This window comes from Photorhabdus sp. RM322S, from assembly GCF_042879395.1.
In the GTDB taxonomy this organism is placed as follows: Bacteria; Pseudomonadota; Gammaproteobacteria; order Enterobacterales; family Enterobacteriaceae; genus Photorhabdus; species Photorhabdus khanii.
Genome location: NZ_JBHFKW010000019.1, coordinates 25,188 through 50,924, shown reverse-complemented (window position 1 = coordinate 50,924; position 25,737 = coordinate 25,188). Strand labels below are relative to the sequence as shown.

Sequence of the window (25,737 nt, the reverse complement as noted above, 5' to 3'; positions counted from 1 at the left end):
ATACTGTACTTATTACATTATTTCACTTAAATACTGTATATCTAATCAGTCAACTCTGTGTAATAATAACGCACTTATTATTAGTTATGCACGTACGAATAATCTGGGAAATGGTTCATGGATAACATCGAAGTTCGGGGCGCACGCACCCATAATCTCAAAAATATCAATTTGATAATTCCCCGAGACAAACTGATAGTTATCACGGGTTTGTCCGGCTCAGGTAAGTCTTCTCTGGCATTCGATACGCTTTATGCAGAAGGGCAGCGTCGTTATGTTGAATCACTTTCAGCTTATGCGCGCCAGTTTCTGTCACTGATGGAGAAGCCCGATGTTGATCATATTGAAGGGTTATCCCCGGCTATTTCCATTGAACAAAAATCCACTTCCCATAACCCACGTTCAACCGTGGGTACAATTACCGAAATTCATGACTATCTGCGTTTGCTGTTTGCTCGTGTAGGTGAACCACGTTGTCCTGATCACGATGTTCCACTCGCAGCACAGACTGTCAGCCAGATGGTAGATAATGTTCTGGCATTGCCGGAAGGGAATCGCCTAATGTTGCTGGCACCGATCGTCAAAGAGCGCAAAGGTGAACACACGAAGTTGCTGGACAATCTGACAGCACAAGGGTACATCCGCGCACGCATTGATGGTGAAGTCTGTGATCTGTCCGATCCGCCAAAACTGGAATTACAGAAGAAACACACCATTGAAGTGGTCATTGATCGCTTTAAAGTTCGCACCGATCTGGCTCAACGTCTGGCTGAATCTTTTGAAACAGCGCTGGAGCTTTCAGGTGGCACAGCCATTGTCGCCGATATGGATGACAATAAAGTTGAAGAACTGATTTTCTCCGCTAACTTCGCGTGTCCTGCATGTGGCTATAGCATGAGTGAGCTGGAACCTCGCCTGTTTTCTTTTAACAACCCAGCCGGTGCCTGCCCAACTTGTGATGGTTTAGGCATTCAGCAATTTTTTGATCCTGACAGAGTCATCCAGAATGGTGATATCTCTTTAGCAGGGGGAGCAATTCGTGGCTGGGATCGCCGTAATTTCTACTATTTTCAGATGCTGTGTTCACTGGCAAACCATTATAAATTCGATATTGAAATACCTTTCAATTCCCTGAGCGCCAGTATTCAGCAAGTGGTGTTATACGGTTCCGGTAAACAATCCATTGAATTTAAATACACTAATGACCGTGGCGATACCACGGTACGCAACCACCCGTTTGAGGGTGTACTGCATAATATGGAACGCCGTTATAAAGAGACAGAATCTACTGCCGTTCGTGAGGAACTGGCGAAATATATCAGCAACCGCTCATGTATTTCCTGTCACGGAACCCGTTTACGCAAAGAAGCCCGTTATGTATTTGTTGAGAATACAACTTTGCCGGAAATCTCAGATTTTAGCATCGGCCATGCAATGGACTTCTTCCAAAATATCAAGCTCAGTGGTCAACGTGCACAAATTGCCGAAAAAGTACTGAAAGAGATCCGTGACCGCCTGAAATTTCTGGTTAATGTTGGTCTGAATTATTTAACACTCTCCCGTTCCGCCGAAACACTGTCCGGTGGCGAAGCTCAGCGTATCCGTCTTGCCAGCCAGATTGGTGCCGGTTTGGTGGGCGTGATGTATGTACTTGATGAACCTTCTATCGGGTTACATCAGCGGGATAATGAACGCTTGCTGGAAACACTGATCCACTTGCGCAATCTGGGGAATACTGTGATTGTGGTTGAGCATGATGAGGATGCCATCCGCGCTGCCGACCATATTATTGATATCGGCCCCGGTGCTGGTGTGCATGGCGGCGAAATCGTCGCGGAAGGTACAGTTAAAGATATCATGATTAGCAAAGATTCACTGACAGGTAAATTCCTGAGTGGTGAACGGGAAATTTCAATTCCAGAGAAGCGTATTCCAGCTGATCCGAAAAAGGTACTGAAGCTGATTGGCGCGAAAGGTAATAACCTGAAAAATGTGACGTTCAACCTACCAGTCGGATTATTCACCTGTATTACCGGGGTCTCTGGCTCCGGTAAATCGACGCTAATAAATGATACGCTGTTCCCCATTGCACAACGCCAATTAAATGGCGCGACCAATATCAACCCTTCTCCTTATATTGATATTCAAGGACTGGAGCATTTCGATAAAGTGATTGATATTGACCAGAGTCCAATCGGTCGAACTCCCCGCTCTAACCCGGCAACTTACACCGGTGTATTTACGCCAGTCCGTGAGTTGTTTGCAGGTGTACCTGAATCCCGCACCCGTGGTTATACACTTGGGAGATTCAGTTTTAACGTTAAAGGTGGACGCTGTGAAGCTTGTCAGGGTGATGGCGTTATTAAGGTAGAAATGCACTTTCTGCCTGATATTTATGTCCCTTGCGATCAGTGTAAAGGTAAGCGTTATAACCGTGAAACACTGGAAGTAAAATATAAAGGCAAAAATATCAATGAAGTCCTAAATATGACGATCGAAGAAGCCCGTGAATTCTTTGATGCTGTTCCTGCTCTGGCCCGCAAACTGCAAACACTAATAGATGTTGGTCTTTCCTATATCCGCCTGGGGCAATCAGCAACGACGTTATCAGGTGGTGAAGCGCAGCGGGTAAAACTGGCACGAGAACTATCCAAACGAGGAACCGGGCAGACGTTATATATTCTTGATGAGCCAACAACCGGTCTGCATTTTGCTGATATTCAGCAATTATTGACAGTTCTGCATCAGTTACGCGATCAAGGAAATACCATTGTGGTTATTGAGCATAATCTTGATGTGATTAAAACCGCTGACTGGATCGTGGATCTTGGCCCTGAAGGAGGGAACGGTGGCGGCGAAATTCTGATTTCCGGTACTCCTGAAGAGGTATCCGAATGTGAGCAATCACATACTGCGCGTTTCCTGAAACCGATATTGACGAAAAAAGCCTAATGCGCAAATAGGGGCTCAGTTGAGCCCCGTTGTTTTCTGCCAGTAGCTTTCCGAAACTCACTTCACCTACGGTTTTCCCAATAGCAACAAGCAATTTTCGCCGCCAGTTCAGCGTTATTAAGTATCAATTGAATATTGGCAGACAGACTATCGCCTCCGGTCAACTCAACCACTCGAGCCAACAAAAACGGTGTACATTCCTTTCCACTTACTCCCTGCTCAATGGATTCGCGCACAGCCTGTTCGATAGCGGCATTAATCTCCGTTTCCGGCATGGCATACTGCTCAGGGATCGGGTTAGCAATCACTAATCCCCCCTGTAATCCGGTATCCCATTTTATCACCATTGCCTGGGCTATCTGTTCTGGAGAATCCAAGCGAATATTGACAGAAAATGGACTGGTACGGCAGAAAAATGCCGGCAAAGAGTGGGTCTGATAGCCAATTAACGGTACACCATGAGTTTCAAGATATTCTGTTGTCAGGCCAAGATCCAGAATGGATTTGGCTCCCGCACAGACTACCGCAACACTGGTTTTCGCCAACTCCTGCAAATCGGCTGAAATATCAAAAGAATGCTCTGCTCCACGATGCACACCACCAATGCCACCGGTAGCGAAAATTTTAATCCCCACCATTTCCGCAATAATCATGGTAGAGGCAACGGTGGTCGCACCATTTTTTCCGGCAGCAACCACAAAGGGTAAATCACGACGACTGACTTTAGTAACCTTGTAGCCTTCACTGCCCAAAAGTTCTATTTCTTCATGCGACAAACCGGCTTTCATACGTCCATTAATAACGGCTATTGTTGCAGGAATAGCGCCATTTTCCCTGATTTTCTGCTCAACCTGTAGCGCAATTTCTACATTTTGCGGATAAGGCATCCCTTGAGCAATAATCGTAGATTCCAACGCTACGACGGGTTGGTTATCCGCTAAAGCTTCTGCAACTTCCGAGGAAACATCCAGATATTCATTTCCAATAGCGTGATTTTTCATGATTGTAATTCCAATAGTTTTTGGACACTGCCATTTGACAGATTTGGATTATTGGTAAATTCACAAGATAATGTAAGGGCAGAACACCCTTGAGCAAAACGAACACTCTCTGCCAGCATCATATCTTCCAGCCAACAGTTCACCAGACCGGCCATCATGGCGTCGCCGGCGCCCGTTACATTAACCACCTTGACACTGATAGGATGTGACCAACCCGCCATACCATCACTTTCACTAAAGTAAACACCCCCTACGCCCATGCTAAGAACTAAACGCTGCACACCTTGATCGTGAAACCATCGTGCCACTACCGGAACATCGGTAGGTTGGGTAATTTTCATTCCACTTAGCGCTTCCGCCTCCAGAAAATTAGGCTTTAAGGTGTGGATATAGGAAAGCCAGTTTTTAATCTTAGGTGCTTTAAATGCAGATACTGTATCCACAAATACCGGCACTGTTCCGGCATTAGTCAACAACCAAACCAAAGCCTCTTCAGATAAATTGCAATCAATAACCAGTACGCCAGCATGCTGAATAAGATCACAATGACTCACCAACAACGATGGGGTCAGTTTTTCCAGAATATGCATATCGTTGATAGCAACCAACATCTCACCGCTATCATCTAATAAAGAGATATACGTCGAGGTATTCTCACCATAAAGCTTATAACAGCGATCGACGTTAACACCCGCGCGTTTAGCCTGATCCAATAAAGTACTGCCATAGAAATCATCACCAACAACAGAAATAAGATGACATTCTTTACCCAATAGAGCGATATTTTGGGCAATGTTTCTACCTACACCACCAGGTGTGCATTTCACTTTTCCTGGGTTAGAATCTTCATAAATTAATTTAGCGGATGCATAACCACAAACATCCATATTAATAGATCCAATAGTCACCACATAATTGTGATCAGATAAAATATAACCTTTCCCCTTTATATACCCCTTATTCATTAAATTCATAATATGACCAGCAACACCGGAGCGACTTATACCTAAAATATCGGCAATTTCCTGCTGTGGGATCAATGGATCTCGTCTCAGAAGGTGCAATATTTGTTTTTCCCGATTCGTCATTTTTGGGCACTTGTTTGTTTTTAAACATACGTTTGTTTTATGTGTTAAAAACAAAACAGTAAAGCGAGATTTTTTATTTCACAACGAAGTTGGGAGAGCGATCGTAAGAGTATATGACTGGATTTTCAGCCCAATTTTATGTGATAACCATCAAGTTAAATCCTGCTGGAATACCCATCCTTCCAGAATATTAAGAATCGGCTAGTGTTTTATACTAGAAATAGATTTAACAAAACAAAGAAATAAGAAAAGTCTTATTGAAAACTAACAAATGTTTGGGTATGCCTTGAAATAGTTAAAATCATTTTTACCGTCTGAGACATGTTTCATGAAAAAGTGATCTATTTCACAATAAATCGCAAGAGTTAGATCACGTTCAAATGGCAATATTTTTGGCAAACTGTTCAATTCACCGAATCTTGATTAACATGACTTTCACAGCAATTTATATCTGTATATTGACACGATGAATTGTTCTCTGCATATATGAATCCCTCATTTATAATTAACCAATAGATTGATTTAATTACATTAAATATTTTTTTGCTTGTAAATATCAGGACGAACGATTTGCCAAACAAAGTTTTCTGATTTTACCGGTGAATAACCTGTCTTTTCATATAACCAAGGGGCTGTGGTAGTAACCAACATAATTCTTCTGAGCTTTATTATTTGAAGATGATCCAGACAACACTCCATCATCCAGCGTGCTAATCCTAACCCCTGATAATCATCCAAGATAAAAACATCGCATAGATAACCAAAGGTCGCGAAATCAGTGACAATACGCGAAAATCCTATCTGTTGGGAATCTTTGTACAAACCAAAGTTTAAGCTATTTTCAATTGATAAATTCACAGTTTCTTTATCAATTCCTTCTGCCCAACTCGATTTTGCCAAAAATTGATGAATCAAGTTAATATTTAATTCATGTTTATCCGTAGAAATAATATAACCATTCTTTTCCCAACGATGTAAATTTTCCATTTACTTCCTCATAAGCAAAACGATGCTAATCAACTATTCTATCAAAGAGTATTCTAAAAGACTTATCGTAGCTGATTTTTAGTAATTATTTCAACAAAAAATTCAAGAAAATAATGATAATATATTCTCTATTACAACCACGATAAGATCAAGTCTAATTTGAAAGGACTAAGCCCTACTCAGCATAGAACTCGGTCCTTCTTTATCCCTAGTCCTCACCTGACATATCGGGATAAATTCAAACAAGGTAGCTTTATACTCTGATAATTGATATGTAAGTTACCGTTTTTTAGCTAAAGTAATAATAAATACATCATGTCCACTTTTTTCATCTTCCTTGATATTTTCTATAGCTTCTTTATTATTTTTTTCACCTTTTATAAATCATTATCCGGATTCATTAATCCATCCAAAATAGCATCTAACCTAGTCTCAAATTTTCCGGTGTTACGATGCCAAATAAACCCTTCAATACGTGAAATTACTAATTTTTTATTAGTAGCAATTTCACAGAATCCTATCGCCGCTTAAGGTGTTAACTTCATTACAATACTTCCACCTAAGGCAAAGAACTCATCAGGATTAGTATAAACGCGTAATTTATCTATAGATATATTCACTTTATTTACTCCACTTAATTCGACTATTAGCATTCCAGCCAGAGTCCATTTTATCAGCTATCTGAGTAATTTCTCCCGTTCTATCGTTTACTACTATATATCCATTTGGAGGAATACCATATACTGTCGCTGTATTATTCCTTCTTAATTTATCTGGCGTTTTATTATCTTTTGACTTTTCATTCGTGATACTAGTCTGACTAATAATTGCAGGTCAAAAAAACATAAGAATATAAATATTAAAATTCAATTATCTGAAGCGCACCATACCTAGTGCGCTTCTAAAGAGGGGTATACTGCTATTTTACAAACCTGCCAATCATTATCATCAATAGCAGATCATTTACATTAAAATTTATTACTTATTTACCGCCGCAAATGTTTCAGCAATACGCTCAACATTATGATAATTAACCCCAGCCATACAGACTCGGCCATTACCGACCAGATAAACAGCAAACTCTTTACGCAGGCGATCTACTTGCTGCTGACTAAAGCCGGTATAACTGAACATGCCGCGTTGTTTCAGCAAGTGATCAAAATTTTTCTCTGGCAGTGTGGTTCTCAGGACATCCACCAGCACCGTACGCATTTCCAGAATACGCAGGCGCATATGCTCAACCTCTCCCAACCACTGCGCTTTTAAAGCCGGATCAGTCAGAACCTTAGCCACAACCTGTGCACCAAAATTCGGTGGACTGGAATAAATACGGCGCACACCAGCTTTCAACTGTCCAAGCACCCGATCTTTTGTCTGTCCATCATCACAAACAACAGACAAGCCACCAACGCGTTCACCATACATAGAAAATATCTTGGAGAAGGAGTTGCTCACCAGGAAAGGCAAACCGGCTGTCGCCATAGCGCGAATGGCATAAGCATCTGCTTCCATACCATCCGCAAACCCCTGATACGCAATATCAAGAAATGGCAGGAGTTCCCTTTCTTCAACAATCTGAACAACCTGATCCCATTGATCATCTGTCAGATCAGATCCCGTTGGGTTATGGCAACAGGGATGCATCAAAACTATGCTTTTTGCCGGCAATTTTCTGAACGTTTCCAGCATTTCACTGAATTTTACCCCTTTGGTCTGTTCATCAAAATAAGGGTAATAGTTCACCTTCACACCAGCACCCGTAAAAATAGCCGCGTGATTTTCCCAGGTTGGATCACTGCACCATACTTCTGAATCAGGAAAATACCGATGCAAAAAATCAGCACCGATTTTCAGACCGCCAGAACCACCTAACGCTTGAATTGTCGCTACCCGCTGCTGTTGCAACATGGGATGATTTTTACCAAATAGCAGCTCCTGAACAGCAAGACGATATGATTGCAGCCCTTCCATTGGCAGATAAAGAGAGGCAGTCTGTGACAACGCGCGAAGTTGCTCTTCGGCGGTAGCCACAGCCTGCAATTGCGGAGTCACACCCTGCTCATCGTAATACAGCCCAATGCTCAGATTAATTTTTTCCGCACGAGGATCTTTTTTAAATTCTTCAGCCAGCGAAAGAATAGGATCACCGGCATAAACATCAACATTCTGGAACATCAGGCTATACTCCTTGTCAATCAGTTATTCAACAAACAATATAGCCTATAGCATCATTCGTCCATATATTCCATTGCAACTCTGGAAGTGAGTTTAGTCATCAGCTCGTAAGTAATGATGCCCGTGCATTCAGCAACCCGTTCCACTGGCAGCACATCCCCCCAGAGAACCACTTCATCACCGACTTTATCTGTAGCATCCGGCCCCAAATCAATAGATATCATATCCATTGAAACACGGCCAACAATCGGCACTTCACGCCCATTAACAAATATTGGCGTTCCTGAGGGAGCACTGCGCGGATAACCATCACCATAACCAATAGCCACAACACCAAGCCAGGTATCCAGTTCACTGACCCAGGTTCCACCATAACCGACTGACTCACCGGCTTTGTGTTTACGAACCGCAATCAAGCTCGATTTTAATGTCATCGCTGGGATCAGGTTAAAATCCGCCGCCGTTTTATCAGGCAATGGCGATACACCATACATCATAATCCCAGGACGTACCCAGTTCTGATGGGCTTCCGGCCACAGCAGGATCCCCCCCGACGCATCAATAGACTTTTCTCCCGGCTTGTTAGCACAGAAAGCCTGAAAACAGGCTATCTGCTGACGGGTTGTGTCTACAGTGGGTTCATCAGCCCTGCTGAAATGGCTGACAATATTGACTGGCTGCCGCACATTTAGGCAACGACTTAACCGTTCATAGAAAGCTTCTGCATCTTCCGGCCGAACACCAAGACGATGCATTCCGCTATCCAGCTTCATCCACACCTTTATGGGATGAGATAATTCAGCCTGCTCCAGTGCTTCCAATTGCTCAACGCTGTGCACTACCGTCTCAATATGGTTGGCTACCAGTACAGGCAGGTCAACCGCATCAAAGAATCCTTCCAATAACAGAATCGGTTTGACGATACCTCCATAGCGTAACGTCAATGCTTCACTAATTCGCGCTACACCGAAACAATCGGCGTCTTCCAGCGTATGTGCTGTCTCCAGTAAACCGTGGCCATAAGCGTTTGCTTTCACAACTGCAATAAGATTGCTTTTAGGGGCGAGAGTCCTTACCCGTTGCAGGTTATGTCGCAGAGCGCGGCGGTCAATAACTGCGGTTGCCGCTTTCATTTTATTCCTTTATTGATTAATTCTCTGGTGTTAATACTTATTCGTCGTCATAACTCGGTCCGGCGTAGTTATCAAACCGCGACCACTGACCATTAAACGTCAGGCGAACTGTACCGATTGGACCGTTACGCTGCTTACCAAGAATGATTTCAGCCACACCTTTCATGTCGCTGCTCTCATGGTAAACCTCATCACGATAGATAAACATAATCAGGTCGGCATCCTGCTCAATTGAGCCGGATTCACGTAAATCAGAGTTAACCGGGCGCTTATCTGCCCGTTGTTCAAGGCTACGGTTGAGCTGAGAAAGTGCAACTACTGGCACCTGAAGTTCTTTAGCCAACGCTTTGAGTGAACGGGAAATTTCTGCAATTTCCAAAGTACGGTTATCAGATAAAGATGGAACCCGCATTAATTGCAGGTAGTCGATCATAATGAGGCTCAACCCGCCATTTTCACGGAAAACACGCCGGGCACGGGAACGCACTTCGGTCGGCGTCAGGCCGGAAGAATCATCAATATACATATTGCGTTTTTCCAGCAATATCCCCATCGTACTGGAGATCCGCGCCCAGTCCTCATCATCAAGTTGACCTGTACGGATACGGGTTTGATCCACCCGTGAAAGGGATGCCAGCATACGCATCATGATCTGGTTGCCAGGCATCTCAAGACTGAAGATCAGAACAGGTTTGTCCTGCATCATGGCTGCGTTTTCACACAGGTTCATGGCAAAAGTGGTTTTACCCATAGAAGGACGAGCGGCTACAATGATCAGATCTGATTTTTGTAACCCTGCGGTTTTCTTATCCAGATCCTGATAACCGGTAGAAACACCCGTTACGCCATCATGAGGCCGCTGATAGAGTTGCTCAATACGCTCGACGGTTTCCTCAAGGATCCGTTCTATCCCTTTCGGCCCTTCATCTTTACTGGCACGGTTTTCTGCGATCTGGAATACCCGCGATTCAGCCAGATCCAATAATTCTTCGCTGCTCCTTCCCTGAGGATCGTAACCCGCATCCGCAATTTCATTAGCTACTGCAATCATATCGCGGACAACAGCACGTTCGCGGACGATATCCGCATAGGCATTAATGTTAGCCGCACTTGGCGTATTTTTTGATAATTCGGCCAGATAAGCAAAACCGCCTACATTGCTCAGATCCCCACTCTGCTCAAGAGATTCAGATAACGTAATCAGGTCGATGGGGTTGCCCATCTCCAGCAACCGCTGCATTTCAGAAAAAATACGTCGATGTGGACGGCTGAAAAAATCATTGCTGGTGACTCGTTCGGAAACATTATCCCAACGCTCGTTATCCAGCATTAAACCACCTAACACGGATTGCTCCGCTTCCAAAGAGTGTGGCGGAAGCTTCAGCCCCTCCATTTGGCGATCTTTTGGTTCAGCCATTTTGTTGTGAGTTGATTTTTTTCCTGCCATGAATCCCGCAATAATCCACTGATAAACCTGTAACGACGCACGAGTATACGCTATGAAGTGTCTTGAGTAATTAGATATAGTTTGTAATTATTCCTGACACCTTAAAGCCCGTTTACAATCAGTTCAACTACTACGTGCAAACATTCTCCCTACATTTACGAGGTTGAGTCATGGCAAAGCATATCGAATTTTCCGCAACCGGCGGCCCTGAAGTCCTTAAATATTGTGAATTCACACCCGCATCACCTGCTAAAGATGAAGTACAAGTAGAAAACAGAGCTATTGGAATCAACTATATTGATACTTACATCCGTAGAGGGCTCTATCCACCAGCACACCTGCCAAGCGGCCTGGGTACTGAGGCCGCAGGCGTAGTGAGCAAAGTGGGTTCCGCTGTAACGTCCATAAAAGTGGGTGACCGTGTAGTTTATGCGCAATCAACTTTGGGCGCTTACAGTGAAGTGCATAATGTCCCGGAAAGTAAAGTCGCTGTTCTGCCGGATGCCATCTCCTTTGAGCAAGCTGCCGCCTCTTTTTTGAAAGGGTTGACAGTTTACTATCTTCTGCACCGTACCTACAAGATTCAACCCGGTGAACCCTTTTTGTTTCATGCCGCCGCTGGTGGCGTTGGGTTGATTGCCTGCCAATGGGCAAAAGCCTTGGGTGCAAAACTTATCGGCACTGTTGGCTCCGATGAGAAAGCTCAACGCGCGAAAGATGCTGGTGCATGGCAGGTAATTAACTATAACCGCGAAAATATTGTTGAGCGAGTTTATGAAATAACCCACGGTGAAAAAGTGGGTGTAGTTTATGATTCCGTAGGTAAATCCACCTGGCTGAACTCACTGGATTGCCTGAAACGCCACGGTTTGATGGTCAGTTTTGGCAATGCATCTGGACCAGTTACGGGTGTCGATTTGGGGATTTTAAATCAAAAGGGCTCACTGTTTGTTACTCGCCCTTCTATCGCCGGCTATATTTCGACCCGCGAAGAGTTGGAGGAAGCCAGCAAAGCGCTATTCGATCTGATTGCTAGCGGCAAAATTAATGTAGATGTACCAGAGAGTCAGAAATTCCCACTAAGTGAAGCGACAAGAGCGCACCAAACATTGGAAAGTCGCGCGACTCAGGGATCAAGTTTACTGATCCCTTAACGGCAAATTGAACGAGCTATCGACCAAACCGCCAACGACTATATTATATACATTCATTAGATAACAGTGCTGAGTACAGAGTGTGAGATGGAGGATAAAACGATACCCCTATTAATTATTGGGGTATCTCTCATTCAGGAAGATAAATAGCGATAGGATTGAGGCGCCTTTATCCCTTGACCAAGCATATCTAAAGACAAAGGTTTATCGTACTTTTTAACATTACCAATGCCAATTGCGACAGCATTTTTTCTCCCCTCAAAATAATTATCAAAAAAATCCTTTGTTATACCTGCAAATTGTCGAGTCATTTCCCACACAACAGAAGGTGAATCAGAAATGATCTCTTCAATTTCAAATTCTCCAACAACCATCCCTATAGGCATAGTCGCATATATAACAACGGACTGAACTTCGTTATTTTTAAAAGCCCCTTTTCTGAATTCAAATCTCTTTGAACCATCAAGTATTCTATTAACATATTCAGGCTTAATTGATAATAAAACTTTCATTAACTTCACTCAGTCGGATAATATCATTAAATTGATCATTGGTTAATTTCATTACTCCCCAATAATCATCACCATTTAAACCAACTTCATTAATAAGTCTATCACGAATAATCCTTTTGGGCAAAGCCACATTATAAGTAAATCTCACTATATATGGATATCGTCTTTCTTTATATATTTTAGTTAATTCACTTTCACTAAAGACACTAAACCTACCACAATAATCAATATAACTTTTTAAAGTTTGGAATTCATCAATAACCCGAACTTCTTCAACAACACAAAGTGAGCTAATCACTGATCTATATCGCGCTGGCCCTTGCTTATCGGCAGTCCTATATATAACAATGATATCTCCTCTCTTCATGTAAAGAACATCTTTCATTGCACATATATATATTTTATGAATACTATTAGCATGTGAAACATCCTGAACAATATCAGGTGGCTCAGTTAAAAGGCGTGAATCAGGAAAGAGGCGTGTATGAAACTCTGGGTATATTGATAATAAATATTTATTTTCTGTTTTACTCACTATCAATGGATAATCAAGAAGAATATCACCATTTATTAAGGTTAAATCTCTAACATATACAAATTCTATGCCATTATTTGTATGTTTTTCGCCATGCTTATAAAAACCATATTTTTTGAATAAGCGGATCAGGTAATCATGCATTTCAAAGATAGTCACATATATGTTATCAACCTCTAACGCTATTGCTGTATCGAATACTTTCTTTATAAAACGCTGTCCACGCAATGTGCCTTTTGATTCAAACTTAAACGTACCTATTTTAAGATGAGTGCTACCAGGCAAAGAAGGTTCGACATCTGAAACATTACTTTCAGGTTTTAAATAAAGAAATCCGTCTATTCTATTCGTATCATCATACAATAAATAAGCTGATTCATTACTCAAGGCCTTTTTATTTAACCAATCTGAAAATTCGACATAACTTTCCTTTAATGTGTAGAAAAAGACGTCATTATGATTAAAACAACTGAACTTCTCATATCTTAAACTATCCATCAACACCAAACCTCCACAAAGGCAGTTCTTCGCTCTGATGTAACGACACAATAGTTTTCAACTAATCCCACTTCTTCATTCGAACAACCTAACGCCTGTATTCTCTTGCTGGATAATAATGTTACCCAAGCATACAAACTTCATCCTGAATAATTTCATACCATTACAAACTACTTTTAATTACTTACTTCTATTCGATATTAATTTTATACCCATTAAAAAATCAATAATCGTTGAATATCTTAATCTTTGTTCAATGTTAAGTTTCACAATATAGCATGATAAAGAAAAATAAAAAGACTCAGTGTTTACGCATTCCATGTTGAATAATGCCTAACAAACTGGTTGCTAAGTACTTACCACCAGCAAAGATCGCAGAACTTAAGCATTATTGCTGAAACAAGACTGTCCAAATTCCAGTACGGCAAAATTGATTTATTCGAGCAGTATCACAATGTTTGACAAACATATATGGATATCTATTTTTGTCAAATAATGGGAAGCTAATCCCGAAAAATAAGTTAAATCACGGCAAAAAATCATGCGATATCGATAAATATTTTAATCCCATCCTTAACGGTAAAACGAGCGGATATTACATCCGCTCAGTTACCATTGCCAACGCCTGTTCCACAACGGAAATATCTGCACCGGGTTTATGGGCATTTTCACTCAGATGACGACGCCACTGACGCGCACCCGGAATCCCCTGAAAAATGCCTAAAATATGGCGGGTGATATGCCCCAGATAGGCTCCTTTTGAAAGTTCTTGCTCTATATAAGGATAAAGCGTTCTAACCACCTCAACGGGATTCACTACCGGAATTGAAGAATCAAATAACTCGTGATCAACATGTGCCAGAATAGATGGATTCTGATACGCCTCACGCCCGACCATAACCCCATCCACATGTTGCAAATGCTGTTTTGCTTCTTCCAGCAATTTAATACCACCATTGATAGCAATTGTCAGTTGAGGAAAATCTTTTTTCAGTTGATAAACCCGCGGGTAATCCAACGGTGGTATCTCACGGTTTTCTTTTGGGCTTAAACCAGAAAGCCAGGCTTTGCGTGCATGAATGGTAAATATATTGCAGCCACTGCGTTGTACAACAGTATCAATAAAATCACACAGGAATTCGTAGCTGTCTTGCTCATCAATACCAATACGGGTTTTAACCGTAACCGGTACACTGACCACATCCTGCATTGCTTTGACACAATCCGCCACCAATGCAGCGTCCCCCATCAGGCAAGCGCCAAAACGTCCGTTTTGTACCCGATCAGAAGGACAACCCACATTCAGGTTAATTTCATCATAGCCACGTTTCTGAGCAATTTGCGCACAATACGCCAGCGCTTGTGGATCACTTCCACCCAGTTGTAATGCTATTGGGTTTTCTTCTTTACTGTATGCTAGATAATCGCCTTTTCCATGAATAATTGCTCCAGTTGTCACCATTTCGGTATACAACAGCGTTTGCTTAGTCAACAGACGATGGAAATAACGGCAATGACGATCTGTCCAGTCGAGCATCGGGGCAATGGAAAATCGACTAGGGCTATATTTATCTATCTCTCTATTTAGTTCTTTGATTTTACAAATATTATTTGATTCTTTATTTTGGTGCATTTCTGTACTTTTTAAGCTATTGTTTCTTCCTCTGTACACATCAGCAATGGTGTAGCCGGATACGGAAGTTCGCAAGAATATGGCTTACTATAACATAGAAAACTCCCTCGTATTGACAGCATAAGTATACTACTGACACCAAAATAGAGTCGGAGCTGACCTTGCAATGATTAACTACAATGTAAGGTACCTTTCTCCTGTTTCAGCTTCAGCAAAACCTATTTATATTTTATACTGACTAAAACGTAGACGTTACATTGCAGAAAAAGGCAAAAAATAATGCATTTTTCACTCGATAAAACTTGTTTTGTGACCACAATAGACACACAAAAATATGAAGAGGTGTACTATGAAATAGTGCTATTTTAAAAGTCCGTGTACCTGAAGAACTTAAAAACGCTGTAGTACAAGCCGCCCAGAATAACAATTTGGATATGTCCAGCTTTATCCGTTTAGTTCTCACCAAAGCTACAAAGGAACGTCATGTCCCTAATACGACAACACAAGCTGCGATCCGTGAACTAGAAAATGGCGGTGGCACTCGTGTTGATACCGTTGATGAATTTTGGGGCGAGATATTCAAATAATCATGCTAAAAATTTGATATTCATCAGCCTTTAAAAAGGACTTAAAGCCGTATCAGCACGATAAAGCAGCACTTGCCGCTATTGATACTGTATTAAAATTGCTTATAAATGGGTAAACCACTACCACCCAGAATATAAAGAGCCCCCACTGAAAAGAAACTATATCGGGTATTTAGAATGTCATGGAAAACCAGACCTTCTATTAATTTATAAAAGAACGGAAGGAGAAATATTATTATATCGCACAGGCAGCCATGCAAAATTATTCAAACTGTAAATATTCATAATAGTCCAATCTTCCGGGCTATTTTCTAATTCCCATTAAAAATGTATTTGACTCTATTATATCAGACACAGTAGACTTAATAAATATCAAATAGAATATTCATTATAGTAATACTTATTCCCTGAGTTATCTCCCCACCTTAATTTTTTAATTATACATGTAAACATAATTAAACATTTACATGTATATTTCCCAATTAATAAAACATCATTATATTGGAGATAGAATCAATCAGTTCCAATATCATCATGCCCTTCTTCAAACTCCCATTGAACATTATATTTATCTATAAAATAAAAATATCTGATATTACCGATAATCTTACAGGTTTCTTGCTTTAGAACAGTATTCTTTTCATCTTCTTCGCTAAAAAACATAAACTCATTACTGGCTATTTCGTCTATTTTATACGGCTTATATAATGGTGATGAATTTATCAATCTGACATTCGGAAAACTCTTTACGTGCTCAAATACACTGTCTATATTCTGCATTCTAAGACAAATATGACCAACACCACCAATGTCATGAGTCTCTTTTATTTCATCCCGTTTTCTTCCAGTTGGACAGTGATATTCCATCAATTCGATAAAAACGCCAGTTCCAGGAATTTCTAAAAACGCTATTGATACATCTACATGTTCAGGATTATCGATAAAACCTGCTGATTTTGCAAAACCATTATTTTTAAAATGAGGAAAGAATTGTCTTGGTATCGCACCAAATAGATTCTTATAAAAATCAATTGCCTCCATCAGCTCACATAGCATACAATTCATACCTGAATTCAGATAAAAATTATATCAGAATAAATTAATTTAAGTAAAATTAATTTATAGTAGATAATATGCGATCAAAATTTAGATTAATCTGAAAATCTGAATTTCCCTAAAAAATCAGGCAATCAATTTTTCAGGGAAATTCATCAACCCAGATTTTATCAATCACCTTGGTTGCTCAGGCCAATCAATATCTTTTCCCTGTGAAATATCTATCCGGTTAAGTATTACTCTATACTCTTTCCATGCCAATAAAGCCATTTTCTCTTCTTTAGTAGCAATATCTAAATCAACAGCATCTTGCAATGGTGCGATTTGTTTTATTGCCTCAGCCATTAATTGCTGCTTTTGGAGTTGGGCATATTGCTGTAATTCACTTTCCGTGGATGGAGGAATATCCCCCCATTCTGGCAAGCCATTTTTACCCGCTATACGGCACTTTCCTTCTGGTGCATTATTAGCGGCATATTTATAATAAATATCACTACTGACTTCCATAACATCATCCGGCAATGAACCAGCTGCAATATAATTCTCTTTCAACTCTATTGGATAGAACGCATTGGTTTTTGCACTGTAATAATACATAACTAATATCCTATCGCTATCCAAAAGAATGGGCTGTTCCATCTGGCATTTACCCAAGAGTTTAATAAATCGAAAGATGAGCGATCAATCACATTTACGTAGCCAATAACCGCTCCCATAGAACCTATTTTGCTCTGGATAGGATTAATATTCACAGAATAATCCGTATTGGAAAAACTAATTGGTAACTGAATACGAGCCACATTACCACTTTGGATCACGTCAGTGCGTCCCCATTGATAAATTACACCCGTGTCTCCACATTTCCACCAACCATTAACAGCTTTATCGGCGGTGTTCTTATTACCTTTAGAATTAATTTTTTTATCAACTTCAATACTAATTTTTTGGTCTAATTCAATATCAATTCTCCTGTCTACTTCAATATTAATTTTTTGGTCTATTTGTTCTGGTGTATATACACCAATATCCACGGCGCCCAGATGAATATCCTCAGACAACTCCTTACCATTCACTTTCCGAATATTAGGCACTCTATTACTAAGATTGTCATTAAACGAATCTGCTAATTCTTGGATAAGCTTTTGTGTCGCGGCCAACCTGCTACTATTACCAAGCATGTTTGTAAGCTGAACAATACCTTCCTGTGCTAATGAAGCACTTGGAATTTCTGTTGTGATTTTCTGCTCTAAAGCTCTATTTAATTGTGTAGTGAGTTTGACTATATCGCCATCATCCAAAACATCATCGCTACATTGTGTAGAGATAAAATCAGCTACCACAGATGATATGATTGATGATTGACGCAACACCTTATTTAACAAACCAATGGAAATAATATTGGGTGGAATCCCGGTGTTTAGATCCCGACTTTCTTCATATTCTCCTTGAGATACAACATTAGCATCCTGGCTAGCAGAAAAAGCTTTAAATTCATTTTTATTACTCATAATTTCTCCTTAAAGAAAAAATTAATATTTTTATTAAATAAGATTTTGAGTTAATAGATATTAAAATAGAACATCTGACCTATAATCTAATACCATTTTAATATTGCATTTCAATAATAGTCTCTTTCTGACAAAGAACGATGAAAATTTTTTATAACTTATAGCAATTAACTATTTTCGTATAGTTAATTTAGGCAATAGTTCAATACCTAAAACTAAATTTTAATTTTTTAGATAAACCTCGCATAACAAAAAAACCGGCTCCAACAGGCTTTGTAAGCTCATAAAAACATGCTTAAGTATTTATTAGCTTGAATTATCCAGAATTTGTCTATTCTTATATATGTGGACAAATTCTATTGTCAATATTTATAAGCCTACTTTAAGTAAGGGAGAATTGTATGCCATCAAGAAGAGACGTCATGGTTGGAGGATTAAGTCTTGCTGCTGCCGGTATCCTATCTACGGTATCTTCAGCTAATGCTGCAACTGCTAACATAAAACTGCAAGGAGCTTATAAAACAGGTAGCGAAGAAAAAGCCCTTGATATTATTAATCTTTATGATTTGGAAGAAGAAGCACGTAAACTGATTCCTGCCCCTCAATTTGGCTATATTAGCGGCGGTTCAGGTGATGAATGGACGCTACGTGAAAATACCAGAGCCTTTGACGATTACCAAATTATTCCCCGCTATCTCGCGGGGATAAAAGAACCTGACACAACAACCGAATTACTCGGCAGCAAAGTGGATATGCCTATTTTCATTCCACCGATGGCAGCACATGGACTGGCTCATATCTCGGCTGAATTGGGAACAGCGCGTGGCGCGGCTGCCGCTGGTGCCCTGTTTACTGCACAAACTCTGTCTAATTCATCTCTTGAAGAGATAGCAAAAGTGAGTAACGGCCCCAAATGGTTCCAAATTTATTTTACCAAAGATATGGGTATGAACCGTGAACTAATACGCCGGGCTAAAGCTATGGGTGCAACCGCCATCGTATTTACGGTTGATTTAGAGTGGAGTGGTAATAGGGAAACCGATAGACGCAATAAATTTACCTACCCACGTTCACTTCCATTTCCTAATATTCCTGGCGCTACCGCCGGTGCACCATTATCAGAAATTACAGCGCTATTTAAACGGGATCTTGATTTTAAGGATCTGGAATTTATCGTCAAAGAATCAGGTCTTCCTGTCATCGTAAAAGGTATTCAATCTGCCGAAAATGCTAAAGAATGTATTGACCACGGAGCCGCAGCTATTCAAGTTTCTAACCATGGCGGCCGGCAATTAGATACTGTCCCGGCAGCAATCAAGTCATTACCAAGCATTGTTGAAGCCATTGGACATCATATTCCGGTCTATTTAGATGGCGGTATCCGTCGCGGTATTCATGTGTTTAAAGCACTCGCATTAGGCGCCAAAGCTGTCGCTATCGGCAGACCAATTTTATATGGACTGGCATTGGGTGGAGCACCAGGCGTAACTTCCGTTTTAAACCTGCTTAAAGATGAGCTGAAACTTAGCATGAAGCTGGCGGGATGCGCAGCTATTAAAGATATTGAGAGAAAGTTTATCAGTTTAATTTAACTCATTAACTGATGACGTAAATATCAGCCCCGTTTCATTTGAAATAGATGATTTCAGGAAATGGGGTAAATTCTGTTAACCACGGTAATTTTTATAATTTAACTGGTAAAATAGAATTTTCACTTTTCCCCTGAAATATTCTTCAAGGGGAAAAGTTTAATATAAATATTAATGAAGTATACGAGACGCTGACGGCTCCGCAATATCAATTTCATAACGTTGTTGTTCTTCCATTCTACTACGTAAAACATCTTCTACTAATGCAGAAAAACCTGTCATCATTTGCCGTTCCATAATAATGCCTTTTGGCTCAGGCCACGGCAGGCTGGCAATTGGCCAGTCACAATATAATTTATAATAATTAAACTGATCCAACCGTTCTTTACTCTTGTCAAAATCATTACTCCAGTAGGCATTACCCAACCGGAAGTTTGTATAGAACTCATCAAAGCGGCCAAAGATTTCATAAATATAATCAGCGGTTTTCAGCATATTTTTCCATGCCACGTCTTCACTGATATAACCAGCGCAAAAACAATTACGGCTTAAAACAATTGCAAGCCACAAATCAAATCCCCACACTAATGCAGGTGGGCGCCCATTAGCCGTTTGAGAACATTTACGAATAGAGGCAGGTGTTACTTCAACTAATTTGGCAAGAACTTTAAACATTTTGCCATCACTAAGCGCAGCATCAACAGCAAAATGTTTTGAATGCATCCCATCCCACAAACCGGTTAGCATTTTCATATAGCCTTCTTCATCAATAATTCCCCAGTCACTGTATAGTTGGGATTGATGTTCCTGAGTAGGTGATAACGGGAGCAGGCAGTAACGATAGTTATCATGAGCAACCCGTGACTGCAAAGGATAATGCTCCAGAGTTTCACTCCAAAAACCCAGCCAATAGTCACTCACAATATTTAACCGCAATACCTGGCGCTTTTCTTCCGGTAAAAAAGATAAACCTGCTTGTTGATAATAACGCCGTTGTTCCCATTCAGGACGTTTAACAATACGATAAATAATAACTGAAAGTAACATTACTGAAAATAATGCTATACTGACTACTTGTGCCAGAAGTAAATAGTCTGTAGTAGGGACGGATACATTATCTATTATAAATAATACAATTGCCACAGATAATATAATTCCCATACAGACTGCAATTACAAATAAAATATTAATCAATGCGTATAATGAACTCATAAAAGGTAACTTTCTTTTTTCACAGATAATATTCTTTATTACCTGATAGCCTTTAGCAGGAAACTGCCTATAATGAGGCTGATTTTGTAAAAGTTCTTTCATCACAAATGATTCCTTTCCGAAGATTATCTACCATATATGATAATTCTTATCTGTATTATCACAAACCTCAAGAAAACATTATTTTTGCTTCTAAGTATCAATTTAACCAAATTAACCCCATCAAGGGACAAGCACAGTAAACTTTTCTGGAGAATATTTTCTATCGTAGAAACATGATAACATCCTAATATTGTTATCATGCTGGCTGTAAGGGGCGCAATGAAACTGATTAACCAAAAAAAGTTACTGGAACAAGCCGAAGCTATTTGCCTGGCACGGGGAGTTCGCTTTACTCCGCAGCGGTTTGAAGTTTTGCGTCTAATTTCAGAACAACCCGGCGCAATCAGTGCTTATGATTTACTGGATTTATTGCGGGAAGCAGAACCACAGGCTAAACCACCAACCATATACCGGGCACTGGAATTTCTGCTGGAACAGGGATTTATTCATAAAATAGAATCCACCAACAGTTATGTGCTGTGCCACCATATCGAACAACCAAGCCACACCTCAGCAATGTTTATTTGCGACCGCTGCGGTTCTGTTACAGAACGAGATAGTGGAGCCGTTGAATCCGCTATTCAACAGTTAGCAAAAACCGCCGGATTCAGTTTACGCCATACCGTCATTGAAGCGCATGGTTTATGTTCCTCTTGTGCAGAGATTGAATCCTGTACTGAGCGGGATGGATGCCAGCACGACCACAGTATTGAGGTAAAAAAGAAATAGAGAACCTGTAAATAGCGGTTGGCAACCGCAGAATCACGTTCAAGATAATCATATTGATAAACCAATAACATGATTCTGCCGGAATATTGCAACTCTTTGACAATCATCAAAAAACAACGATTCGATATTTTACTATCAAAACCCATCACCGTTACGAATCACCCCGACGGCTAATCCTTCAATTGTCAGGCTCCGTTCACGCAGATCCACCACGATTGGCTTAAACTCAGGGTTTTCTGCCAATAATTCAACTTTATTTCCAGTCTGTTTAAAACGTTTTACAGTTACTTCATCGTCAATACGGGCAACAATAACCTGCCCATTACGAACATCCTGTGTTTTATGCACAGCCAACAGATCACCATCCATAATCCCAATATCTTTCATGGACATACCGCTGACTCTCAACAGGAAATTTGCACTTGGCTTAAACAGTGCAGGATCAATCCGATAATGACTTTCAATGTGCTCCTGCGCCAACAGTGGTTCACCTGCGGCTACACGACCAATCAACGGTAAACCAGATTCTTCTAGCAGCAAACGGATACCCCTGGATGCCCCGGCAACAATCTCTATCACCCCTTTGCGAGCCAATGCTTTTAAATGCTCTTCAGCCGCATTAGGTGAACGGAAACCAAGACGTGATGCAATTTCAGCACGCGTTGGTGGCATACCCGTTTGCGAAATGTGGTCACGCACCAAGTCATAAACCTGCTGCTGCCTTACGGTAAGTGCTTTCATTTCGCCCCCTGTGTGTTTATACAGTCAAACTGTGAGTATATACAGGTAAATAGCGATTGGGAACCTGCCAGGGCAGAAAATCAGCCCAATATAGTATAATGACTCATTATTAAACTAAATCAGGTCACAAAATAGCGCCAGAGAATGGTACTCCAGACAATTAACGATAGCATCATCGTCAGAAAGACCGCCGCCGATCCCATATCTTTTGCCCGGCCGGACAGTTCATGGAATTCGCTGCCAATACGATCAACGACAGCTTCAATAGCACTGTTCAGGATCTCCACAATCACCACCAGCATCACTGAACCAATCAGTAAAATGCGCTCAATTGCGCTGATATCCAGATAAAATGCAATAATTACCGCCAATATAGATACGATTATTTCCTGCTGGAAAGCCGCTTCATTTTGCCACGCAGCCCTGAGACCTTTCATCGAATATACGGTTGCTTTGATGATACGGGTCAGTCCCTTGGATTGATTTGCCATAAGTTATTCACACCAAATATAAGGTTATTTGCCACTTTCTATCTTTTATTATCGTCTTAACATAACAGATCTCAACACCTGTTTCTGGTATGCTTGCGACGTATTGCTAACAAGAGGCTTCAAGTTATTTATGTCAGGTTGGCGTAAAATATATTATAAATTATTGAATTTACCACTGAAAATACTGGTAAAGAGCAAGCTTATTCCTACAGATCCCATTACCGAATTACGGCTCGATACAACACGCCCTATTCTGTACGTCTTGCCGTATCACTCCAAAGCAGACTTACTGACATTACGTCAGCAATGTCTTGAGCAGGATCTGCCGGACCCTTTAAACTCACTGGAGATAGGTGATACTGAGCTTCCGGGCTATGTATTTATCGATAATGGCCCACGCGTATTCCGCTATTGCGCGCCAAAGCAGGAATCCGTAAAAATTTTCCATGCTTATCTGGATCTGCATCGTAATAATCCAAACCTGGATATTCAAATGCTGCCAGTTTCTGTCATGTTTGGTCGTTCACCCGGACGTGAAGGACACAGCACCCCACATCTGCGGCTACTTAATGGTATCCAGAAATTCTTCGCTATTCTCTGGCTGGGCCGGGACAGTTTTGTCCGTTTTTCAAACACCGTATCTCTGCGTTATATGGCAACTGAGCATGGCACAGACAAGACAATTGCTCACAAGCTGGCTCGCGTGGCACGAATGCACTATTCACGCCAACGCCTGGCGGCAGTGGGTCCGCGCCTGCCTGTTCGTCAGGAGCTGTTTAATAAGCTGCTGGCTTCAAAAGCAATAGAAAAGGCCGTCACCGATGAGGCCCGCAGCAAGAAAATCTCCCATGAGAAAGCGCAACAGAATGCCGTTAACATGATGGAAGAGATTGCCGCAAATTTCTCTTATGAAACGGTACGGCTGTCAGATCGTGTACTTAGCTGGACCTGGAACCGTCTGTATCAGGGGATCAATGTTCACAATGCTGAACGCATCCGTCGTCTGGCACAGGATGGTCACGAACTGGTTTATGCGCCCTGCCACCGTAGTCATATGGATTATCTGCTGCTCTCCTATGTGCTTTACCATCAGGGTTTGGTACCGCCCCATATCGCCGCGGGTATCAACCTGAATTTCTGGCCGGCAGGGCCGATATTCCGCCGCCTTGGTGCATTTTTCATCCGCCGCACTTTTAAAGGTAATAAACTCTATGCCACGATATTCCGTGAATATCTGGGTGAGTTATTTGCACGCGGCTATTCTGTTGAATACTTTATGGAAGGTGGCCGTTCCCGGACAGGTCGTTTGCTCGATCCCAAAACGGGCACCCTGACCATGACGTTACAAGCAATGTTGAGAGGTGAATCACGCCCAATCACTATCGTGCCAATTTATATCGGTTACGAACATGTGATGGAAGTTGCCACCTATGCCAAAGAGCTGCGGGGAGCAACCAAAGAGAAAGAGAGCTTTTTCCAGATGATACGCGGTTTGCGTAAACTTCGTAATTTGGGGCAAGGCTATGTAAACTTTGGTGAACCTATCCCGTTGATCCAATATCTTAATCACCATGTTCCTGACTGGCGCGATTCTATTGACCCAATAGAGTTTCACCGTCCCGAATGGGTTAACCCGACAGTCAGTAAGCTGGCCGGGAAAATTATGGTGAACATCAACAATGCCGCAGCTGCTAACGCAATCAACCTGTGTTCAACTGCCCTGCTGTCATCACGTCAGCGAGCACTTACTCGTGAGCAACTGCTCGAGCAACTGGATTGTTATATACAGCTCATGCGCAACGCGCCTTATACAACCGATGTTACTGTGCCAAAGAAAACCGCAGAAGAGTTGTTAGAACACGCTCTGCAAATGGATAAGTTCGAGGTAGACAAAGACAGTATGGGCGACATCATTATCCTGCCGCGTGAGCGTGCGGTTCTGATGACCTACTACCGCAACAATATCCAGCATTTATTGGTACTGCCATCACTGATTGCCTGCATCGTTATTGATCATCGCCGTATCAGCCGTGAAGCGTTACTAAGCCAGGTAGAAATCATTTATCCCCTGCTCAAAGCAGAACTGTTTATACGTTACAACAAAGCAGATCTGCGAGAAGTGGTTAATATCCTGGTTAATGAGCTTACTCGCCAGAGCCTTATCTGTAACAAAGAACAAGGTATGCTGGTGTTGAATCCAGCGCGTATTCGCCCATTGCAATTGCTGGCAGCCGGTGTCCGCGAAACACTGCAACGTTATGCCATCACCCTCTCCTTACTGAATGCCAACCCGGAAATCAGCCGGGGTGCGCTGGAGAAAGAGAGCCGAATGCTGGCACAACGTCTATCGGTATTGCATGGCATTAATGCACCTGAATTCTTCGATAAGGCGGTATTCACCACATCGGTAAATACACTGCGTGAAGAAGGGTATATCAGTGATAGTGGTGATGTGATTACCGCAAATACTCAGGAGCTGTATCAGGTGTTGAGTGAGCTGATGTCACCTGAAATCCGTCTGACTATTGAGAGTGTCAGTTTGCCGGCTGAACACAACGATGCAGAAGAGACAACTCAAGAAGTGTAATTTTTAACATCCGGGTGATA

General features: G+C 41.4%; 24 protein-coding genes. 8 read left to right on the top strand and 16 right to left on the bottom strand.

Annotation, left to right across the window (positions count from 1 at the left end; all coding sequences use genetic code 11):
• Positions 1-117 precede the first annotated feature (117 nt).
• Positions 118-2,952 (top strand): excinuclease ABC subunit UvrA, encoded by a 2,835-nt coding sequence (gene uvrA / locus ACGF63_RS12860; RefSeq protein ID WP_387631254.1) that lies wholly within the window; start codon positions 118-120, stop codon positions 2,950-2,952.
• 62 nt (positions 2,953-3,014) lie between these two features.
• Here the strand turns inward: uvrA and ACGF63_RS12855 are convergent, their stop codons facing one another.
• From ACGF63_RS12855 to ACGF63_RS12845, 3 genes are all read right to left on the bottom strand, one after another.
• Positions 3,015-3,953 (bottom strand): pseudouridine-5'-phosphate glycosidase, encoded by a 939-nt coding sequence (locus ACGF63_RS12855; RefSeq protein ID WP_387631252.1) that lies wholly within the window; start codon positions 3,951-3,953, stop codon positions 3,015-3,017.
• Positions 3,950-5,041: a PfkB family carbohydrate kinase gene (locus tag ACGF63_RS12850; RefSeq protein WP_387631249.1), complete on the bottom strand. Its 1,092-nt coding sequence runs from the start codon at positions 5,039-5,041 to the stop codon at positions 3,950-3,952. The genes ACGF63_RS12855 and ACGF63_RS12850 overlap by 4 nt, the downstream gene beginning before the upstream one ends.
• A 531-nt stretch (positions 5,042-5,572) precedes the next feature.
• Positions 5,573-6,028, bottom strand: coding sequence for a GNAT family N-acetyltransferase (locus ACGF63_RS12845; RefSeq protein ID WP_036846723.1), 456 nt, complete (start codon positions 6,026-6,028; stop codon positions 5,573-5,575).
• Between the two features lie 123 nt (positions 6,029-6,151).
• Between ACGF63_RS12845 and ACGF63_RS12840 the strand changes: the two genes are divergently transcribed.
• A complete protein-coding gene (locus ACGF63_RS12840) occupies positions 6,152-6,292 on the top strand; it encodes an IS3 family transposase (protein ID WP_387631300.1) in 141 nt (46 codons plus the stop codon).
• Between the two features lie 357 nt (positions 6,293-6,649).
• On the opposite strand, the gene ACGF63_RS12835 is transcribed toward ACGF63_RS12840, so the two are convergent.
• The 4 genes from ACGF63_RS12835 to dnaB form a co-directional block, all read right to left on the bottom strand.
• Positions 6,650-6,853 (bottom strand): colicin E5-related ribonuclease, encoded by a 204-nt coding sequence (locus ACGF63_RS12835; RefSeq protein WP_274534106.1) that lies wholly within the window; start codon positions 6,851-6,853, stop codon positions 6,650-6,652.
• A 153-nt stretch (positions 6,854-7,006) separates the two neighbouring features.
• Positions 7,007-8,203, bottom strand: coding sequence for an amino acid aminotransferase (locus ACGF63_RS12830; RefSeq protein WP_152963978.1), 1,197 nt, complete (start codon positions 8,201-8,203; stop codon positions 7,007-7,009).
• A 53-nt stretch (positions 8,204-8,256) separates the two neighbouring features.
• Positions 8,257-9,336 (bottom strand): alanine racemase, encoded by a 1,080-nt coding sequence (gene alr / locus ACGF63_RS12825; RefSeq protein WP_036846728.1) that lies wholly within the window; start codon positions 9,334-9,336, stop codon positions 8,257-8,259.
• A 37-nt stretch (positions 9,337-9,373) separates the two neighbouring features.
• Positions 9,374-10,783, bottom strand: coding sequence for a replicative DNA helicase (gene dnaB, locus ACGF63_RS12820; RefSeq protein ID WP_036838957.1), 1,410 nt, complete (start codon positions 10,781-10,783; stop codon positions 9,374-9,376).
• 170 nt (positions 10,784-10,953) lie between these two features.
• Here dnaB and ACGF63_RS12815 point away from each other — a divergent pair, with 170 nt between their 5' ends.
• Positions 10,954-11,937: a quinone oxidoreductase gene (locus ACGF63_RS12815; protein WP_387631244.1), complete on the top strand. Its 984-nt coding sequence runs from the start codon at positions 10,954-10,956 to the stop codon at positions 11,935-11,937.
• A gap of 134 nt (positions 11,938-12,071) precedes the next feature.
• Here ACGF63_RS12815 and ACGF63_RS12810 read toward each other — a convergent pair whose 3' ends face one another.
• The 3 genes from ACGF63_RS12810 to dusA form a co-directional block, all read right to left on the bottom strand.
• Positions 12,072-12,449, bottom strand: a complete 378-nt coding sequence (locus ACGF63_RS12810; RefSeq protein WP_036846734.1) for an ASCH domain-containing protein — start codon at positions 12,447-12,449, stop codon at positions 12,072-12,074.
• Positions 12,427-13,482 carry an N-acetyltransferase gene (locus tag ACGF63_RS12805; protein ID WP_387631241.1) on the bottom strand — a complete coding sequence of 352 codons (1,056 nt, stop codon included), beginning with the start codon at positions 13,480-13,482 and terminating at the stop codon, positions 12,427-12,429. The genes ACGF63_RS12810 and ACGF63_RS12805 overlap by 23 nt, the downstream gene beginning before the upstream one ends.
• Before the next feature lie 595 nt (positions 13,483-14,077).
• Positions 14,078-15,115 (bottom strand): tRNA dihydrouridine(20/20a) synthase DusA, encoded by a 1,038-nt coding sequence (gene dusA / locus ACGF63_RS12800; protein WP_387631296.1) that lies wholly within the window; start codon positions 15,113-15,115, stop codon positions 14,078-14,080.
• A 362-nt stretch (positions 15,116-15,477) separates the two neighbouring features.
• Here dusA and ACGF63_RS12795 point away from each other — a divergent pair, with 362 nt between their 5' ends.
• Entirely contained in the window at positions 15,478-15,702 is a 225-nt protein-coding gene (locus ACGF63_RS12795; protein WP_110742896.1) for a type II toxin-antitoxin system RelB/DinJ family antitoxin, read from the top strand.
• A 91-nt stretch (positions 15,703-15,793) separates the two neighbouring features.
• Positions 15,794-15,979, top strand: coding sequence for a type II toxin-antitoxin system YafQ family toxin (locus tag ACGF63_RS12790; RefSeq protein WP_387631293.1), 186 nt, complete (start codon positions 15,794-15,796; stop codon positions 15,977-15,979).
• A gap of 236 nt (positions 15,980-16,215) precedes the next feature.
• Here the strand turns inward: ACGF63_RS12790 and ACGF63_RS12785 are convergent, their stop codons facing one another.
• From ACGF63_RS12785 to ACGF63_RS12775, 3 genes are all read right to left on the bottom strand, one after another.
• Positions 16,216-16,743 carry a bleomycin resistance protein gene (locus tag ACGF63_RS12785; RefSeq protein ID WP_387631238.1) on the bottom strand — a complete coding sequence of 176 codons (528 nt, stop codon included), beginning with the start codon at positions 16,741-16,743 and terminating at the stop codon, positions 16,216-16,218.
• 189 nt (positions 16,744-16,932) lie between these two features.
• On the bottom strand, positions 16,933-17,355 hold the full coding sequence (locus tag ACGF63_RS12780; protein WP_036846752.1) for a tail fiber assembly protein: 423 nt from the start codon (positions 17,353-17,355) through the stop codon (positions 16,933-16,935).
• A gap of 2 nt (positions 17,356-17,357) precedes the next feature.
• The gene (locus tag ACGF63_RS12775) at positions 17,358-18,266 is read right to left on the bottom strand and encodes a tail fiber protein (RefSeq protein ID WP_152963983.1); all 909 of its coding nucleotides are present in this window, start codon (positions 18,264-18,266) and stop codon (positions 17,358-17,360) included.
• A gap of 401 nt (positions 18,267-18,667) precedes the next feature.
• On the opposite strand from ACGF63_RS12775, the gene ACGF63_RS12770 reads away from it, so the two are divergent.
• Positions 18,668-19,858: a lactate oxidase gene (locus ACGF63_RS12770; protein ID WP_081738216.1), complete on the top strand. Its 1,191-nt coding sequence runs from the start codon at positions 18,668-18,670 to the stop codon at positions 19,856-19,858.
• A gap of 168 nt (positions 19,859-20,026) precedes the next feature.
• Here ACGF63_RS12770 and ACGF63_RS12765 read toward each other — a convergent pair whose 3' ends face one another.
• Positions 20,027-21,169 (bottom strand): DUF1266 domain-containing protein, encoded by a 1,143-nt coding sequence (locus ACGF63_RS12765; RefSeq protein WP_036846756.1) that lies wholly within the window; start codon positions 21,167-21,169, stop codon positions 20,027-20,029.
• 219 nt (positions 21,170-21,388) lie between these two features.
• Here ACGF63_RS12765 and zur point away from each other — a divergent pair, with 219 nt between their 5' ends.
• On the top strand, positions 21,389-21,898 hold the full coding sequence (zur, locus tag ACGF63_RS12760) for a zinc uptake transcriptional repressor Zur (RefSeq protein ID WP_036846759.1): 510 nt from the start codon (positions 21,389-21,391) through the stop codon (positions 21,896-21,898).
• 135 nt (positions 21,899-22,033) lie between these two features.
• Here the strand turns inward: zur and lexA are convergent, their stop codons facing one another.
• Entirely contained in the window at positions 22,034-22,639 is a 606-nt protein-coding gene (gene lexA, locus ACGF63_RS12755; protein ID WP_036846762.1) for a transcriptional repressor LexA, read from the bottom strand.
• A gap of 119 nt (positions 22,640-22,758) precedes the next feature.
• Entirely contained in the window at positions 22,759-23,130 is a 372-nt protein-coding gene (locus ACGF63_RS12750) for a diacylglycerol kinase (protein WP_036846765.1), read from the bottom strand.
• 130 nt (positions 23,131-23,260) lie between these two features.
• Between ACGF63_RS12750 and plsB the strand changes: the two genes are divergently transcribed.
• Entirely contained in the window at positions 23,261-25,717 is a 2,457-nt protein-coding gene (plsB, locus tag ACGF63_RS12745; RefSeq protein WP_152963984.1) for a glycerol-3-phosphate 1-O-acyltransferase PlsB, read from the top strand.
• Positions 25,718-25,737: the final 20 nt, after the last annotated feature.